We start from the raw sequence: 15,803 nt of genomic DNA on the forward strand, positions 1-15,803 counted from the left end.
GATCTCAGTCGCCTGTCGAGGGAGGGAGCAGCGGGCCGCAGTCCCACTGCTGGAAGATCAATCGGGTTTCGACACGGGCGACTTCACGCCGCGAGGTGAACTCGTCGAGCACCAGCCGCTGCAGATCCGCTGTGTCCGTCACTGCGACATGAACCAGATAGTCGTCGGGGCCGGTGAGATGGAACAGCGCCCGGGACTCGGGCAGTGCGCGGATCCGCTCGACGAACGGTCCGATCAGTTCGCGTCGGTGCGGCCGCACCTGGACCAGCAGGAGAGCCTGCAGGCCACGCCCCAGCCGGGCGGGATCCAGGGCCAGCCGGTGCCCGAGGATCACGCCGGAGCGGCGCAGCCTCGCGACCCGGTCCAGACAGGTGGAAGGCGCCACTCCGACCTCGGCCGCCAGATCGCGGTAGGTGGTCCGGGCGTCGTTCTGCAGGAGGCGGAGTATCTCAAGATCAACCGCGTCCAGTGCGACACTTTCAGCCATTCGTCGAACGTAACACGGGCCTTGGCCAATACCTTCCGCCAAGTGTTCACAGTGCCGCCATGGAGAACGCAGCTCTCGCCGCCCCCGCACCCCGGGCGCTGGCCACCGAAGCCGTGCACGCCGGACGCGACGATCTCGCGGAGCTCGGCGTGCACGCCCCGCCGATCGATCTGTCCACCACCTACCCGTCGCACGATGCCGCCGGGGAGGCCGCGCGGATCGACGCCTTCGCGGCCACCGGTGAGCGGCCGGAGGGCCCGCCCGTCTACGCCCGGCTGGACAATCCGACCACGGCCCGTTTCGAGACGGCGCTCGCCCGGCTGGAAGGGGCCGAGAGCGCGGTGGCCTTCGCCAGCGGGATGGCGGCCCTCACCGCCGTACTGCTGGTGCGGGCGAGCATGGGGCTGCGCCATGTGGTCGCCGTGCGGCCCCTGTATGGATGTAGTGACCATCTTCTCAATGCCGGCCTGCTCGGGACCGAGGTGACCTGGACCGACCCCGCGGGCATCGCCGACGCGATCCGGCCCGAGACCGGTCTGGTGATGGTGGAGACGCCCGCCAACCCCACCCTTGCGGAGATCGACCTGCGCGCCGTCCGGCACGCCTGCGGCTCGGTGCCGCTGCTCGTCGACAGCACCTTTGCCACGCCCGTCCTTCAGCGGCCTCTCGAGGAGGGCGCGCGGATCGTGCTGCACAGCGCGACCAAGTATCTGGGCGGGCACGGCGATGTGATGGGCGGGGTGGTGGCCTGTGACGAGGAGTTCGCCCGCAAGCTGCGCCAGGTGCGGTTCGCGACCGGCGGCGTCCTGCATCCGATGGCCGGATATCTGCTCCTTCGCGGTCTCTCCACCCTGCCGGTACGGGTCCGGGCCGCCTCCGTCACCGCGGCCGACCTGGCCCGACGGCTGGGCGCCGACCCGCGGATCGCCCGGGTCCACTATCCGAGCATCGGCGGGGCGATGGTCTCCTTCGAGGTGTACGGGGACCCGCACCAGGTGATTTCGGGCGTACGGCTGATCACGCCGGCCGTCAGTCTCGGCAGCGTCGACACCCTGATCCAGCACCCGGCCTCCATCAGCCACCGCATCGTGGCGGAGGGAGACCGGCGCTCGGCGGGCGTCAGCGACCGGCTGCTGCGGCTGTCGGTCGGTCTTGAGGACGTTGAGGACCTGTGGCGGGATCTGACCGAGGCGCTCAGCGCTCAGCCTGTTCGTAGCGGGGGAGTGGACGCACGGGAGTCGCGTCGAGTCGCGCGGTGACCACCAGCGTGCCCTCCTCGATCTGGTAGTCGAGCGGCAGGCCGAGACCGCGCATGGCCGCGACCATGCCGGTGTTCGAGGACTGGGTGACGGCATAGACACTGCCGCAGCCGGCCTCGGTCGCGAGTGCGACCAGGCGGCCGAGCAGCTCCGAGCCGATGCCCCTGCGCTGCCAGTCGTCCTCGACGAGCAGCGCGACCTCGGTCTCGTCGCCGTCCCAGAGGAGATGCCCGAGGGCGACGAGCCGGCCGGAGGCCGTCTGGACGGCGAGAGTACGGCCGAAGCGCGGACTGAGCAGGTGGTTGAGATAGCGGTCGGCGTCGCCGACCGGGCCGTGGTAGCGCAGGCCCAGAGTGCGCTCGGAGCACCGGTCGTGCATGGCGCGGGCGGCTGCGAGATCACTCTGGTCCACGCGCCGTACGGTGATCTCGTTGCCCTCGGGGAGGGTGAGGACGTCCTCGCTGCGGGGGATGCGCGAGCCGAGCCGGGCGTCGAGCTCGACCAGGGCCCGGGCCCTGGCGAACTCGGTCGGTGTGAAGGGGAGATAGGGCCGCTCGACGGTGATGGCGCCGCCGTTCGGGTCGCGCAGGCGCATTACCGTCTCTTCCAGTACACCCTCCACGGGCGGGGTGTCCCCGGTGGGCCTGCCGGTCAGCGAGACGGCAGGCAGGGAGTGGATCGTGCAGCGGCCGAGCAACTGGCGCAGTGCGAGCGGCAGTTCGGCCGCGTCCAGCGCCGTACGGGTGGCAAGGCCGAGGACCCGGGTCGGGGTGTCGACGAGATCGTGGGCGTCGGCGCGCTCGATCCAGGTGCTGGTGCCGCCCGCCGCCGAGACCTCCCGGGTGAGGTGCTGGGCCTGGAGGGACGCGGGGGCACGCAGCAGGAACTCGTCGACCGTACCGTCGGCCAGCGGGTGGGTCTGCAGGGTGAGGATGTCCACCCGGTGCCGGGCGAGGGTCGTGCAGAGCGCCGCCAGGCTGCCGGGCGTGTCCTGCACGGTGGTGCGCATCCTCCACAACGCGGTCTCGCGCCCCTCTTCCTGGGTGGCGGGGCCCGTCGCGGCGGGCCCCGCCGTCGGAGGGGCATGACTGTGGTGTCGTGCCCACCATGTGTGGAAGGCGGCCGTGGCGACGAGGGCCACGGCCGAGGCGATGAGCAGGAACGGACCGTCCGGTGTGTGCCCGATCATGTTCGCGACGGCGTCGGCGACCGCGACGGCGGTGAACAAGGCTGCCAGCTCGATGAGATCCCGCCGCCAGTGGTGTGGACGGCGGGCACTCTTCGCAGAAGTCACATCTGTCATGGCAACACTGTGACCGAGTCGTGTTGCGTGATCACCAACGCTTTGTGACTGACAGGTTAAGTGCGGATCTGGATGGCTATCGGCTGCTTTTCGCCGTTTCTGGCGTGGAGTGTTCGCCTCCGTGATGCAACGCGGCCACCAACCGGGACGCCTGGGCAACCAGCTGGGACGACCCCCCGCGTCCGGCGAGAGCGGCGAGGGCGGAGAACCCCGGTATCTCCGCCGTGTCACTGACCGGGTCCGCGTCTGTGTCCACGTCCGTAGCCGAGGGGACCGCGCCCGCTGAGCCCCACCCTGACAGGCCTGCACCACATCGCTCCACGCAGTCGGCGGCCACCGCCAGTATCTCTCCCAGCCCACGGGCAGGAACATCACCGGTCAGCAGGCCCGGCAGTGCGGCGGCGAGCACGGACCAGGTCGTCGCATACGCACCGGTGGCAGCAGCCGTGCGGGCGGACTCGGCCAGCCGGTTGGGCTTCACCGTGCCGGGCACGACCAGCCCGGACAGAAGCCGGCCGAGCCGCCCGCCGTCCAGCTGTCCGCGGGCGGCCAGCACCAGCAGCCCGTCCACCGCCGCCAGCCTGTCCTCGGCGCGACGGGCTCCGAGACCGGTGGCCAGGGCCAGGTGCAGGGCCGGTCCCGCCGGTCCGCCGGCCTCGGCGAGCAGCGGCAGACACCAGGTACCACCGGTCTGATCGTCCTCCGCGCAGGCTCTCACCCCCGGCAGCAGCCAGGTGGCGAGCGTCTCGCGGTCGTGCGGAAGCACGGCAGTCCAGTGCTGACGGCCCGTCGAGTGATAACAGCAGCCGTGCGAGACGGAGTGCGGGCGGCCCAGCCAGCGAAGGGGCCGGGGGAACGCCCGCTGAATCGCCAGCCGTTCCCTGGTCTCGGTCAAGAGGCGCCGCGTGGTCCCGGTCGTGGCCGCCTCTGCCGGCTCGGTCGTGGTCCGAAGCGCCGGTATGGCGGGCTCCCCCTTGCGGATCCACGCGGCAAGGCGGTCGCCCTCGTCGGTACCCAGCCGCGCCGCAGCCTCCGCCGCGGCGGCATCCCCGCCCCGTCGTACCCGCAGCAGGGCCTGCCCGAAGTCCACCGGCGCCGGAGTGGCCCCGAGCCGCTGGTAGTCACGCAACCGCTCGACCAGGTCGAAGGGGTCCAGCGCGCCGGTGTGCCAGGTGGGTGTGGCAAGCAGAAACGGCAGGGGCTCGGTCCGTACGAAGTAGGCGGCCTCCCACAGGCGGGCATGGACGACGCTCACGAGCCCCGCGTGTGCGCAGTCCCCCAGCGGCGACCGCGCACGACAGCGGTCGAGGGCCTGGACGCTGACCCTGCCCAGCAGCGCGGCCGCAACCACCTCCACCCCATGCGGATGCGCCGAGAAACGGTCGTCCGGGTCCCACGGCGCATCTCCGTCGAGCCACCAGCGACCGGCCAGCGCGCCGCGCAGCGCTTCGGTCAGCGCCTCCGGCTCCCGGTGGGCGAGCCGGACCAGACCGTCCAGTGTGCGCTCGAAGTCACTCGGCCCGTTGCCGGGCCGCGTCAGAACCAGCACGTCCTCCACGAGTTCCGCGACGGAACCGGGAGCCGGGGCCGGCCTCCGGAGTTCCGGGGCGGGCGGCAGGGTCTCCTCGTACGCCCCCGAGTCCTCCTCCGGCAGCGCGCCGAAGATCTCGACAGCAGCGGGCCGGTGCACCGGGCTCAACAGCACTGCCGACGCGGCCAGTTCCTCGCGCAGTGCGGCGTCGGCGACGGGCAGATACCGGCCTACCAGCTTCAGCGCCCGCTCCTGCACACCCACGTCCTCGTGGCCGAACGCCTCGGCGGCCACCGGCAGCAGCTCGCGCGCCGCCTCCGCATCCCGCAGCCGCAACACCTTCCCGATCAGCACCAGTTGAGCCCGCACCAGCTTCTTCTCACTACGGAAGAGAACGGAACCCGACGCCTCGGCCAGGGACCGGGAGGAGAGCTCGCCACTCTCCGCAAGCCGGGCGAGCACGCTCTGCGCGTGAGCGGCCACCGTCGACGCCCCGTCGGCCGCCATGCCGATCCAGTCGGAGACACGGGCTCGCTCCTCCTCCGCCGTCAGAGCGAGACGGCGCAGCAGTATCAGGAAGAACCGCATGTCACCGGGCTGTCCGCCGCGCAGCAGCCGGGAAACACACGAGTCCACCAGCATCGACCTGTCCAGCACCCCCTCAGCGGCCAGGTCGCTGAGCGCCGACGGCCAGTGCCCCGGCGCGTCGGGGTCGTCGTACCAGCTGAGCGTGGGGGCGAGTTCGGGAGTCTCGAACAGCCGCGGTGCCAGGATCCGCACCTGTGGGTCCTTGCCCAGCGAACGCAGCCCCGGGCCGCGCGCCGAGGCGACCGCTTCCGCCCAGCCGTATACGTAACCGTCCGTCGTGGGCACCGCGCACTTCGCCAGCCGGACCAGCTCATGAATCAGCGGGTAGTCCTCCTGCACGGTCGAGGCCCGCCCGGCAAGCCGGTGCGCAACATCGCCGAGCCAGCCGGGGGACCGGTCCGACAGCACCTCGAGCAGTACGGTGTACACCGGCCGGTCCCCCATGCGCAGATCCCGGGCGCCGATCCAGGCGGCCGCGGCCGCGGCGCCCGTGTGGCAGCCGGCGCCCGCCGGCAGCAGTGCCCGAAGGATCTTGAAGCGCTCCTGCCACCGCTCCCAGCCGAAGCCGCGCAGCTCGGTACGCAGAGCTTTCAACTCGGCCAGACAAGCCCTGCGTTCAGCCGGCGTCAGCGGCTTGAGCAGCCCCGGGACATCCCTGAACCGTCCTTCACGAACGGCGTCGAGCAGTTGCTTCATCGCGCACCTCCGGCGCGCCGGACGGCGGTGAGGGCACTCTCCCCGGTCCCGGTCCCGGCGGTGGTCCCGGTCCCGGCGGTGGTCCCGGTCCTGGTCGTGTTCGCGCTGTCGGCCGCGGCGCCGGCGGTGGCTCGGCGCCGGGCCATGCGCACGGCCAGCGCGTGTTTGCACGGGCCGCGCCTGCCCTGGAAGCCGACCCACCACGGGCAGGTGCAGCTGAGCACCCCGTCCTCCTCTCTCACCCGGTACCGCCGCTCGCCCGAGACGACGGAGGCCGGCTCCCCGGTGAGTTCCACGGCCCCCGAGGAGACCAGCGTGCGAGCGGCGACCAGCCGCGGGTTGTGTCGTTCCGCGCGATCGGAGTCGTACGGCAGCTCCCGATGGAAGTACGCGGCTTCGGCGATGTCGTAGCCCACCCGGCCCGCAGTGCCGAGCCGGGTCAGCGCGGCCCGTACCCGCTCGACGGTCAGACCGGACTGCGCGGCCAGGTCGGCCGGGTCGATCCTCGGCTCCCACGCCAGCAGCACCGAGACCAGCTCGGCGTCCGCAGCCGCCTCCTCGGTGGCCAGCGCCTCCAGCACCCCGCCCTCGCCGGAGAATCCGCGCGAGACCTCGGGCGACAGGGTGAGGGTGAGCCGCATCCCCGGCAGCACCACTTCCCAGGCACTCGCGGTCGTCGCCGCGCCGTCGGCCGCGGGGCCGTACACCCGCAGCGCCGTCGCCTGCCGCAGCACCCGCTGCAGCGCCGCCAGCCGCTCCGGACCGGGCAGGCACACGGCCCCCGCCACCGGCCGGGTGGTTGGCCGCAACGTCTTCCCGGCCGGTACGACCCACATCGCGCCCCGTGAGGCGTTGCCGGACGCGCGCGGCAGCGCGCGCAGGAAACGCACCGCCTCGGCGGCGGGCAGCTCGGCCCGCAGATCGAAACCGACGGTGGCCACCTGTGCCTCGGCGAACCCCCGCAGCCAGCGGTCCGGCAGCGGAACCTTCTTCTCCACCACCGCGCCGTCGAGCGTGGTGACCGCCAACTCCTGGGGCCCCACCCGCAGATGGAGCGGGTCGTCGCCGGTCATGCGTGAAAGCGCCTCGCGCAGCGGATTGTTGACGTCCACATTGGTCGTGCCGTGACCGGTCTCCGCGCTGTCCAGCCCCTCCGGCAGTACGTCGAGCCGGGCATAGACCCCGCAGCAGCCGGAGAAGGACTCGAAGCGCAGCCGGTCGCCGTTCCCCGTCACCACCGGGTCGAGCACGGGGCGAAGGCTGCGGTCGAAGTAGCGGGCGCCCGCCACATCCGCGACCGCGAGGAGCCCCCGCGCGGCCGACTGCGGCGACGCCAGGAAGCCCGAGAAGAAGTGAGGATGGGCCTCGGCACCTCTCGGTGTGAGGCCACCCGACGTCTCCAGGCCGAGCAGCCGTCCGCCCTGTGAGGACTCAAGAGCGGACGGTCGGTGGTAGGCAATCGCCTGCAGTGATCGCGTCATGGAAAAGACGGTAGGACCCGCCACTGACAATCGAGCCCGGCCGGGGAACGGTCACGGGTCCCGTCAGGTGCCTGCGATGGCGCGCAGTGCCTCCAGATGCCGCCGGTAGACCGCCCGCCCCTCACGGGTGAGGGCCAGCCAGGTCCGCGCCCGCCGCCCCACCCGGCCCTTGGCCACCGTGACCCAGCCGGCTTCCTCCAGCGAGGCGACCTGTTTGGACAGAGCCGAGTCGGTGACCTCGACCAGATCGCGTACGAATGCGAACTCGGCCTTGTCCAGCGGCGCCAGGGCCGCCACGATCGACAGCCGGACGGGCGAGGTGAGCAGCGGGGCGAGTGCGTGGCGAGGATGAGTGCCCGCCTCCTTCGCCTCCCTCTCCGACTTCGCCTCGTGCTCCGGCCTCTCCGGCCTCTCCGGCCTCTCCGGCCTCTCCGGCTTCTCCGGTGTGCCGGTCTTCTCGGTCTTCTCCGTCATGCCGACCGCCGCGTCTCCAGCCATGCTCCGATCGCAGGAGGCAGCGCGCAGGCAAGGGCACCGGCCACGGCGAGGAATGCGCTGTCCTCGAAGGCCGTACCGCCCAGCGCGACAGTGACGCCGAACGCCACCCCCCAGGACCCGATCACCGAGCCGTGCCGTGCGCCGAACCCCCTGCGAATGACGCGCTGCCGGGAGGCGTACAGGCTGAGACCACCGATCAGCACGCCATTGGTGAGGGAGAAGACGATCGCCGCGGCCGGCCCGCGCCAGAGCACCGCCATCGGCACCAGCACCAATTGGCCGACGGCGAAGACCACGAGATACCGCGCGTACCACCCGCTGTCGCGGCGGGTGGCGCCCTCCACCTGGTTCGCGTGCTTCAACGCCGCTGCGGCGTCCATCTGTTCGGTCATACTTGCGACAATGGCAGTTACTTTCCAATCTGGCAAATAGGGAGAGATCCGTACGCCTACTGCCCCACCCGCCCGGGCTGAAGCACCTTGCTGAACAGGACCGTTCCGCCTTCCGCGCGCAGCCGTACCGTCAACTCGCCACTGCCGCCGTCGATGTCGACCTCCCCGAAGTACTGCGGGGACTCCAGCGGTGAGAGGTTCGCGCGCTCCGGTGCCCGGACGAAGACGCGATCGGGGCCGAAGGTGCCGTCCAGGGCGTTGGCCGGGAAGCCGCCGGCGGCCAGCGGCCCCGAGACGAACTCCCAGAACGGGGCGAAGTCCTTGAAGGCCGCCCGCTCCGGGGCGTAGTGCTGGGCCGAGGTGTAGTGCACATCCGCCGTGAGCCACACCGTGCCCGTGATCCGGCGGTGCTTGATGCAGCGCAGCAGCTCGGCGATCTGCAGCTCGCGGCCGAGCGGAGCGCCCGGGTCGCCCTGCGCGACGGCCTCGAAGTTCGCGGAGCCGTCCGGCACGACCAGGCCGAGCGGCATGTCCGAGGCGATCACCTTCCACGTCGCGCGCGATCGCGACAGCTCACGCTTCAGCCAGGCGAGCTGCTCGGTACCGAGGATGCCGTGCTCGTCGGCGGGCTGCCGGCCGGGGGAGTTGGCGTTGCGGTACGTACGCATGTCGAGGACGAACACGTCCAGCAGCGGACCGTAGCGCACCACCCGGTGGACGCGGCCCTCGCGCCGGTGCGCGGGGAGTGTCGAGACCGGGAAGTACTCTCCGAAGGCCTGCATCGAGCGCTCGGCGAGGACGTCGACGCTCTTCTCGGCGTAGCGGGGGTCGTCGAGAATCTGTCCCGGGTACCAGTTGTTGCGCACCTCGTGGTCGTCCCACTGCACGACCGTCGGCACCTGGGCGTTGAAGCGGCGGACGTTCTCGTCGAGCAGGTTGTAGCGGAAGTTCCCGCGGAAATCGGCCAGTGTCTGGGCCACCTTGGACTTCTCCTCGGTGGTGATGTTGCGCCAGATCCGGCCGTCCGGCAGCGTCACACTCGGTTCGATCACACCGTCCGCGTAGATCGTGTCCCCGCTGCACAGGAAGAAGTCCGGGTCGAGAGCGCGCATTTCCTCGTACGCGCGAAAACCGCCGATGTCCGGGTTGATGCCCCAGCCCTGCCCCGCGATATCGCCCGACCAGAGAAAACGGACGCCCTCGCGGCGCTTCGCGGGCGCGGTACGGAACGTCCCGTACACCGGCTCGCCGGTGCGGCGCGGGTCGTCGGGGTCGGCGAGCGTGACGCGGTAGTGCACCTGCTCACCCGCGGGCAGACCGCGCAGCGACGTCGTTCCGGTGAAGTCGGTGCCCGCGCCGAGCAGCGGGCCGTGCCACCGGTGTGCGCGCCGGAAGGACTCCGTCGCGGAGGTCTCCACGATCATCCGGGCGGGCCGGTCGGAGCGCACCCACACCAGGCCGGACGAGGAGGTGACACCGCCCGTCTGCACACCCCACGCGGCGCGCGGGCGGCCGGAACGCGCGAGCGCGGGCGCCGCGCTCACCGCGGGCAGTGCCAGCGCCGCAGAGGCGGCGAGCGTGCCGCGCAGAACAGAACGGCGGTCGGGGGACGAAATCCGCGGGCTGTGGGACATCGCTGCGCCTCCTGGGCAGGTCGGGCCGGTGTGCCGTGCCATGCCTAGTGCCCGGCCGAGGCGGGCACGCGAACCCCGAGTGAACAACGGACCCACGACCCCCACGGGACAACTGGCCCTACGCCGTGCGATGCAGGACCAATGACCGATCGATCTCTTGATCACGGGCTGTGTACGGTGCGGGGGACGAAGGGGGACCTCGATGCCGTTCGACGGTCAGTCGCACATCCGCATTGCCCGCCCGTCCCGCGATCTGGGGGCGGCGGAGCGCTTCTGGTCCGGAGGGCTCGGCCTCGGCGTCGTCTACCGGGACGAGGGTGGCGAGGCACCCGGTGAGCACGCGCTGCTGATGCTCGCCCGCCCTGACGCCTCCTGGCACCTCGAACTGGTCCATGAGGCCGGCCGCCCCGTCCAGCCGCGCCCCACCGAGGAGGATCTGCTGGTGATCTATCTCGAGGAGCCGGTGCCGGACGAGTTGGTGGCCCGGCTGGAAGAGCACGGCGGAAAGCGGGTCACCTCACCCAATCCGTACTGGAACGAGTGGGGTGTCACCATCGAGGACCCCGACGGCTACCGACTGGTCCTGTGCCGACGTGGCTGGTCCAACGACCCGTTGGCCTGAGACCTTTCACCGGGGCGGGGCCGGATGCGTGTGACCCTTCTCCGGTCCGGTCCGGTTCCCGCCCCGGGCGCGCTGGCCGCGCCCGCCGCGAGCACAAGGACGTACGGCGTGGCACAGGCGGCGGGCAGCGCGCCGGTCGCCGCGGGAGTGACGCTCGCCCCGGGGGCCTTCGCGCTCAGGTCGGCGACCCGCCCTCAGGTCGGCGGCTCCCGCGCTCAGGTCAGCGGCTCCCGTCCAGGATGACGCGCGCGACGAGCGCGGGGTCGTCGTTCATGGGGACATGGCCGCAGCCCGGCAGCCGGACGAGCCGCGCACCGGGGATGGCGTGCTTGGCCCTGATGCCCTGGCGGCGCAGCAACAGCCGGTCCTGGGTGCCCCAGGCGATGGTGACCGGCACATCCGGCACATCGTCGGTGAACAGGACGTCGAGACCGGCGGCGAGCGTCTCGTGAAATCCGGTGGCATCCCGCAGGGCAAGGGTCTCGGCGACGGTCGCCTCGGCTGAACGCCGCCCCGGCCGGGCGTAGATGGTGCTGATCATCGCCGCCCGCCCGGCGGCTGTGCGGGACAGCCGCTCGATCATCGGCAGCGGCATCGCCCGGGCCCCCAGTCGCATCGCGCGCAGTGTGCCGAAGGCATAGCGGCGCTCGCCCGCCGACCAGAAACCGGCGGGGGACAGCGCCGTCACCGACCGTACGAGCTTCGCGCGGCCCAGCTCCAGGGCGAACAGTCCGCCGAGGGAGTTCCCCGCGACATGGGGGCGCTCGACCTCCAGTGCCTCGCAGAGCGAGCCGAGCATCGAGGACACGGTGCCGAGGTCGTACGGCACGCCGTGGGGCAGTGCGGGGGAGGTGCCGAAGCCGGGCAGATCGACGGCGATGACGTCGCGCTCGGCGGCCAGGATTCCCATCACCGGTTCCCAGGCCTGCCAGTGGTGCCCGATGCCGTGGAGGAGCAGCAGGGGTTCACCGGCGCCGGCGCGCTCATAGGTGACGGACAGCGCGTGGCTGCCCCGGGGTGACGCGATGGAGAACGAGATTTTCTCGGCCATGCTTGCTGCTCCCTGTTTTCGCCCGCGTACGTACGTTGTAGACAGCCTGTCAGTAACAATTACCGTTCGGTAGCTTTCAGTTCAAGGGGCCGCACGGATGCCGTCGCTCAGTGTGCTGAGTGACGCACCCATGTCGCCTGGACAGCCGATGCGCGGTCGGCTGGGATGGAGGGGTGGCTACAGATTCCGTGACCGACGTTTTTGAAGAGAACCGGCCCGTCCTGACCGGTGTGGCCTACCGCATGCTCGGTCGCGTGGCCGATGCCGAGGACGTGGTGCAGGACGCCTGGCTGCGCTGGTCGGCCGAGGAGCGGACCGACGTCCTCGAGCCGCGGGGCTATCTCGTACGGATCACCACCCGCCTGGCCATCGACCGGCTGCGGCACGTTCAGTCGCGGCGCGAGGCATACGTGGGCCCCTGGCTGCCCGAGCCGATCGCCACGGACTTCGGGCACACCGTCCCCGATGCGGCGGAACGCGCCGTTCTCGTCGACTCCGTATCGCTCGCCGTCCTGGTCGTTCTGGAGGCGCTGTCGCCACTGGAGCGCGCGGTGTTCGTCCTGCGCGAGGCCTTCGGATTCCCGTACGGAGAGATCGCCACCACGCTCGACCGGTCCGAGGCGGCCGTGCGGCAGCTCGCGGGCCGAGCGCGCCGGCACGTCGAGGAGCGCAAGCCCCGCTACGACGTGGACCCGGCCGAATGCCGCGATCTGACCGAGCGCTTCCTGGCCGCCGCGTCCGGCGGTGACCTGGAGGAACTTCTGTCCCTGCTGGCACCCGATGTCCGCCTCGTGGGCGACAGCGGCGGCAAGTCCAAGGCGCCGCTGCGTGTCTTGGAGAGCGCCGACAAGGTGGGGCGGTTCCTCTGCGCGGTGGCGCAGCAGCCGATCCAGGAGATGGAACTCCGCTTCGTGGAGCTCAATGGTTCCCCCGCACTGCTCGTCCTCTCCGCGGGAAAGCCGGACAGCGTCTTCCAGTTGGAGGTTCTGGACGGACGCATCCAGTGCGTCTACGTCGTACGCAACCCCGACAAACTCACCTCGCTGGCTTCGGTGTAGGACGCTTCCGTCGCACGTCAGACCCCGTGTCCAGATTCGGCCACGGGGTCTTTGCCGTGTGCGCCCCACAGGGTACGAACGTCGTGTGAACGCTCTGCGAATCCAGTCCGTTCCGCTGCGTGACCGGCACAGCATTGGTCTTGACCAAAGGAGTGGGCCGTCCTATGGTCGGCAGAGTTAGTGCAAGAACCTTTAATAAACAAGGGCGCGGAAATAGCCGCCGCTGACACGGCGATTGCGGAGGATCAGGGTGGGGACCACGCAGCTGGAAACAGTGCCGGAGCCTAAGTACTGGCACCTCAAGACCGTGATCGGCCAAGCACTCGACTCGGACTTCGCGGTCGGGGAGATCCTGCCGAACGAGCGCGATCTCGCCGCTCGTTTCGGAGTCGCCCGCGCCACCCTCCGGCAGGCACTCGAGCAGCTCGAGCTCGAGGGCCGGCTGCAGCGCCGCCGCGGCGTCGGCACGACCGTCGCCCCGCCGCGCATGGGCGTCGATGTCTCGACCACGCAGCACGGCTGGCCCGGAGCCGGCCAGGAGGTCTGGCAGTCCGTCGACTGCACGACAGTGGTGCCGCCGCTGTCGGTGGCCCGTCTGCTCGACACGGACGTCGACGAAGAGACGCACACCGTGCGCAGGCTGCGCGTCACCCATGGACAGCCGGTCGCGGCAGAGCTGCTGTATGTGCCGGCCTCGTCCGTGCCCGAGCTCTCGGCCATCGACGCGCCGTCGGGGCCCACTCGCGCCCGCGCCGTACTGCGTGAGCTCCAGCGGCTCGACCTCGAGGGCCAGGACCGCGCCGTGGAGCTGGGGTCGGCGCGCGCCGACGACGCCAAGGAGCTGGACCGGCTGCCGGGCGCGCCCGTCCTGGTCGTCACCACCCGCTACCTCTCGGCGGGCAGGACCGCTGCCGTCTCGGTCGCCACCTACCGCGCCGACACCTGCCGGCTCACCTTCGGGGACTCGGGCGACGTGGAGATCAGCCACCACGACCAGGAGCGCCGCGCGTCCTGAGCAGCGCACTCGCCCGGGCCTGCCCGCTCCTCTTCCTACGGCCCGTCGCACGTGAGCTCGCACGTGAGCTCATGCTCAGCGGCGGGCCGTCACCGTTCTCTCCACGGCGAAGAGCTGCTCCTCGACATGATCGAGGGCAAGGCGCAGTGCGCCGGTCGCCACAACCGCCTCGCCGAGCAAAGAGAGGGCCACCCGAGGGGGGCGCAGACAGTAGCGGGCCAGCTCGTCGCGCAGCGGATCGAGTACGCCGTCCAGGCCCGCGGCCCAGCCGCCGATCACCACCAGCTCCGGATCGAGGGCCAGCACCAGCGCCGCCACATCGTGCACAAGACGCTGAATGAACCGTTCGACCGCCGCCTGTGCCCGGAAGTCGCCCTGCTTGGCGAGGGCGAAGACATCGGCCACCGCCTGCTCGTCGAGTGGGTGCAGCGGTTCGTCGGTCGTCGACAGCAGCTTCTCCGGGGTCACTTCGCGGCCCAGCAGATGCAGCGCACCGATCTCACCGGCTGCGCCGCCGAAGCCGCGGTGCAACCGCCCGCCGATCAGCGACCCCGCACCGGGGCTGAGGCCCGCGAGCACGAAGACGATGTCGTCCGACTCGGTTGCCGCACCCTTCCAGTGTTCGGCGACCGCGGCGGCATTGGCATCGTTCTCCACCAGCACCGGGCACCGGAACGATCTGCGCAGCCGCTCGCCGAGCGCCAGTCCGGTCCAGCCGGGCAGCGCGGTCCCCAGCCGTACGGTCCCGTCGGCCTCGACGATCCCCGGGGAGCCGGCCCCGACCGCCCGCAGGCTGCTGCGCGCGACACCGGCCCGCCGCAGTACTTCGGCGACGACCACGCGTACCCGCTCCAGCCGCTCGTCCGCGGGCGCCGTCTCCGGCACTTCGCGGGAACCGGCGCCGATGATGCGCCCGTCCAGGCCCGACAGGAGCACGGCGACCCGGTGCGGTCCGATCTCGATCCCCAGCAGATGACCGGCCTCGGCCCGGAACCTGAACCGCCGGGCCGGACGTCCCTGACGGCGGGTCCCGCCCTCATCGGGAACGCTCTCGACCACCAGACCGGCCTCGATGAGCCCCTCGACCACGCCCTCCACCGTCGGCCGGGACAGCCCGGTGATCCGGGTCAGATCGGTGAGCGTGGGGGAGTCAGCGCCCCGCAGTGCATGGAGTACCACCGCGGAATTGATACGCCGCAGCAGCGACGGGTCCCCGCCGGTCAGCCGCCCCACCGTGTGTCCTCCCAGCTCGCGCGCATGTCAAGCGGATCGTACTCGCTGGCAACTGGCGCGGCGAGCGGTGTCCGGGGCGTGCGGAATTCATGCCGGGGCCACGAATCCGGACTCGTATGCGGCGATGACCTCCCGCGGTCCCGGGCGCCCAACTCTGCCGGCACGCTGCTGACATGCGTTCTCACCGTCTCGGTGCCGACGACGAGCTGGGCCCCAACCTCCCGCGTCGGAAAGCCCCTTGGCCATCAGCCGCAGGACCACTCCCGCACCGAAGCGGGGAACAGCAGTGACTCGCCCTCGCCACCAGTCGCACAGCGTGGACGAGCTCGGCCGGCCGGGCGGCGTGAGCAGAAATCCGTCGGCCCCGGCGCGCAGCGCCTCGTACACGTACGCGTCGCCAATTGTCAGTGGTGGCAGGTTTACTGACTGCATGACCATCGCACGGCATCTCGACATCATCGACCTGCTGCGCGTCCGCGCCTTCCCTGCGGAGCGCGGCAGATCGGGCGTGGTCACCAGCGGCCCGGGCTACCACCTCGCCGAGCTCCGTACCAGCGAGGACTTCCTGGACGACGGCGGCAGCCGACGGACCGAGGTGGCGGAGCAGTACGAAGCGGAGTGCGAGGCACTGGCGGTGCTGCTCGGCGAGCGCTGGGGCGTGGCGGACATGTTCAGCCTCGCCGGCGTGCTGATCCGGGGCATGGAGGGGGAAGAGATACCGGAGCCCTGGTACGAACTGAGCAACAGCATCCCGTATCTCCGCATCTGGAGGAGAGAGGGCCGCTGGATCGCCGTAGGTGTCGCGCAGTGGGACACGGAGCTCGCGTTCCGGCTGGTGACCGTGGTGACAGAGGTCGACCCGCCCTAGCGCGGGGATCTCGCTGAGCCCCCGGCCGGGGGGACCAGCGAGAACACCCGGCCCGGCCCGAACCCCGAGCGGTGATCGGCCCGGGGA

Annotated in this window: 14 protein-coding genes and 1 pseudogene; 5 read left to right on the plus strand and 10 right to left on the minus strand. The window is 71.2% G+C overall.

Annotated features, from left to right (window positions below):
• Positions 1-4: 4 nt before the first annotated feature.
• Complete coding sequence (locus tag OG883_RS34340; RefSeq protein WP_266549948.1) at positions 5-487, minus strand: Lrp/AsnC family transcriptional regulator; 483 nt, start codon at positions 485-487, stop codon at positions 5-7.
• 59 nt (positions 488-546) lie between these two features.
• Between OG883_RS34340 and OG883_RS34345 the strand changes: the two genes are divergently transcribed.
• Positions 547-1,746, plus strand: a complete 1,200-nt coding sequence (locus tag OG883_RS34345; protein WP_266549951.1) for a PLP-dependent aspartate aminotransferase family protein — start codon at positions 547-549, stop codon at positions 1,744-1,746.
• Here OG883_RS34345 and OG883_RS34350 read toward each other — a convergent pair.
• The 6 genes from OG883_RS34350 to OG883_RS34375 all read right to left on the minus strand — a co-directional run bounded on the left by OG883_RS34350 (position 1,682) and on the right by OG883_RS34375 (position 9,869).
• On the minus strand, positions 1,682-3,049 hold the full coding sequence (locus OG883_RS34350) for a GNAT family N-acetyltransferase (protein WP_266549952.1): 1,368 nt from the start codon (positions 3,047-3,049) through the stop codon (positions 1,682-1,684). The two genes, OG883_RS34345 and OG883_RS34350, sit on opposite strands and share 65 nt — an antisense overlap.
• Positions 3,050-3,125: 76 nt before the next feature.
• Complete coding sequence (locus tag OG883_RS34355; protein WP_266549954.1) at positions 3,126-5,864, minus strand: DUF6493 family protein; 2,739 nt, start codon at positions 5,862-5,864, stop codon at positions 3,126-3,128.
• On the minus strand, positions 5,861-7,345 hold the full coding sequence (locus tag OG883_RS34360) for an SWIM zinc finger family protein (protein ID WP_266549955.1): 1,485 nt from the start codon (positions 7,343-7,345) through the stop codon (positions 5,861-5,863). The genes OG883_RS34355 and OG883_RS34360 overlap by 4 nt, the downstream gene beginning before the upstream one ends.
• A gap of 63 nt (positions 7,346-7,408) precedes the next feature.
• Complete coding sequence (locus tag OG883_RS34365; protein ID WP_266553071.1) at positions 7,409-7,672, minus strand: transcriptional regulator; 264 nt, start codon at positions 7,670-7,672, stop codon at positions 7,409-7,411.
• A gap of 143 nt (positions 7,673-7,815) precedes the next feature.
• Positions 7,816-8,235 carry a hypothetical protein gene (locus tag OG883_RS34370; protein WP_266549957.1) on the minus strand — a complete coding sequence of 140 codons (420 nt, stop codon included), beginning with the start codon at positions 8,233-8,235 and terminating at the stop codon, positions 7,816-7,818.
• 56 nt (positions 8,236-8,291) lie between these two features.
• Positions 8,292-9,869 carry an alkaline phosphatase gene (locus OG883_RS34375; RefSeq protein WP_266549960.1) on the minus strand — a complete coding sequence of 526 codons (1,578 nt, stop codon included), beginning with the start codon at positions 9,867-9,869 and terminating at the stop codon, positions 8,292-8,294.
• A gap of 202 nt (positions 9,870-10,071) precedes the next feature.
• Here OG883_RS34375 and OG883_RS34380 point away from each other — a divergent pair, with 202 nt between their 5' ends.
• The gene (locus OG883_RS34380) at positions 10,072-10,491 is read left to right on the plus strand and encodes a VOC family protein (RefSeq protein WP_266549963.1); all 420 of its coding nucleotides are present in this window, start codon (positions 10,072-10,074) and stop codon (positions 10,489-10,491) included.
• A gap of 220 nt (positions 10,492-10,711) precedes the next feature.
• Here the strand turns inward: OG883_RS34380 and OG883_RS34385 are convergent, their stop codons facing one another.
• On the minus strand, positions 10,712-11,542 hold the full coding sequence (locus tag OG883_RS34385) for an alpha/beta fold hydrolase (RefSeq protein WP_266549966.1): 831 nt from the start codon (positions 11,540-11,542) through the stop codon (positions 10,712-10,714).
• 173 nt (positions 11,543-11,715) lie between these two features.
• Here OG883_RS34385 and OG883_RS34390 point away from each other — a divergent pair, with 173 nt between their 5' ends.
• Together OG883_RS34390 and OG883_RS34395 are read left to right on the plus strand one after the other, a co-directional pair.
• Positions 11,716-12,600 carry an RNA polymerase sigma-70 factor gene (locus OG883_RS34390; RefSeq protein WP_266549969.1) on the plus strand — a complete coding sequence of 295 codons (885 nt, stop codon included), beginning with the start codon at positions 11,716-11,718 and terminating at the stop codon, positions 12,598-12,600.
• 250 nt (positions 12,601-12,850) lie between these two features.
• Positions 12,851-13,615, plus strand: a complete 765-nt coding sequence (locus OG883_RS34395; RefSeq protein ID WP_266549971.1) for a GntR family transcriptional regulator — start codon at positions 12,851-12,853, stop codon at positions 13,613-13,615.
• A 75-nt stretch (positions 13,616-13,690) separates the two neighbouring features.
• Here OG883_RS34395 and OG883_RS34400 read toward each other — a convergent pair whose 3' ends face one another.
• Positions 13,691-14,848: an ROK family transcriptional regulator gene (locus tag OG883_RS34400; RefSeq protein ID WP_266549974.1), complete on the minus strand. Its 1,158-nt coding sequence runs from the start codon at positions 14,846-14,848 to the stop codon at positions 13,691-13,693.
• Between the two features lie 87 nt (positions 14,849-14,935).
• Positions 14,936-15,244, minus strand: a pseudogene (locus OG883_RS34405) (DNA-binding response regulator); the annotation flags it as partial.
• 34 nt (positions 15,245-15,278) lie between these two features.
• Here OG883_RS34405 and OG883_RS34410 point away from each other — a divergent pair.
• Positions 15,279-15,716, plus strand: coding sequence for a hypothetical protein (locus OG883_RS34410; RefSeq protein ID WP_266549977.1), 438 nt, complete (start codon positions 15,279-15,281; stop codon positions 15,714-15,716).
• The last annotated feature ends 87 nt before the right edge of the window (positions 15,717-15,803 follow it).

Origin of the sequence: Streptomyces sp. NBC_01142 (assembly GCF_026341125.1) — a bacterium.
Taxonomy (GTDB): Bacteria; Actinomycetota; Actinomycetes; order Streptomycetales; family Streptomycetaceae; genus Streptomyces.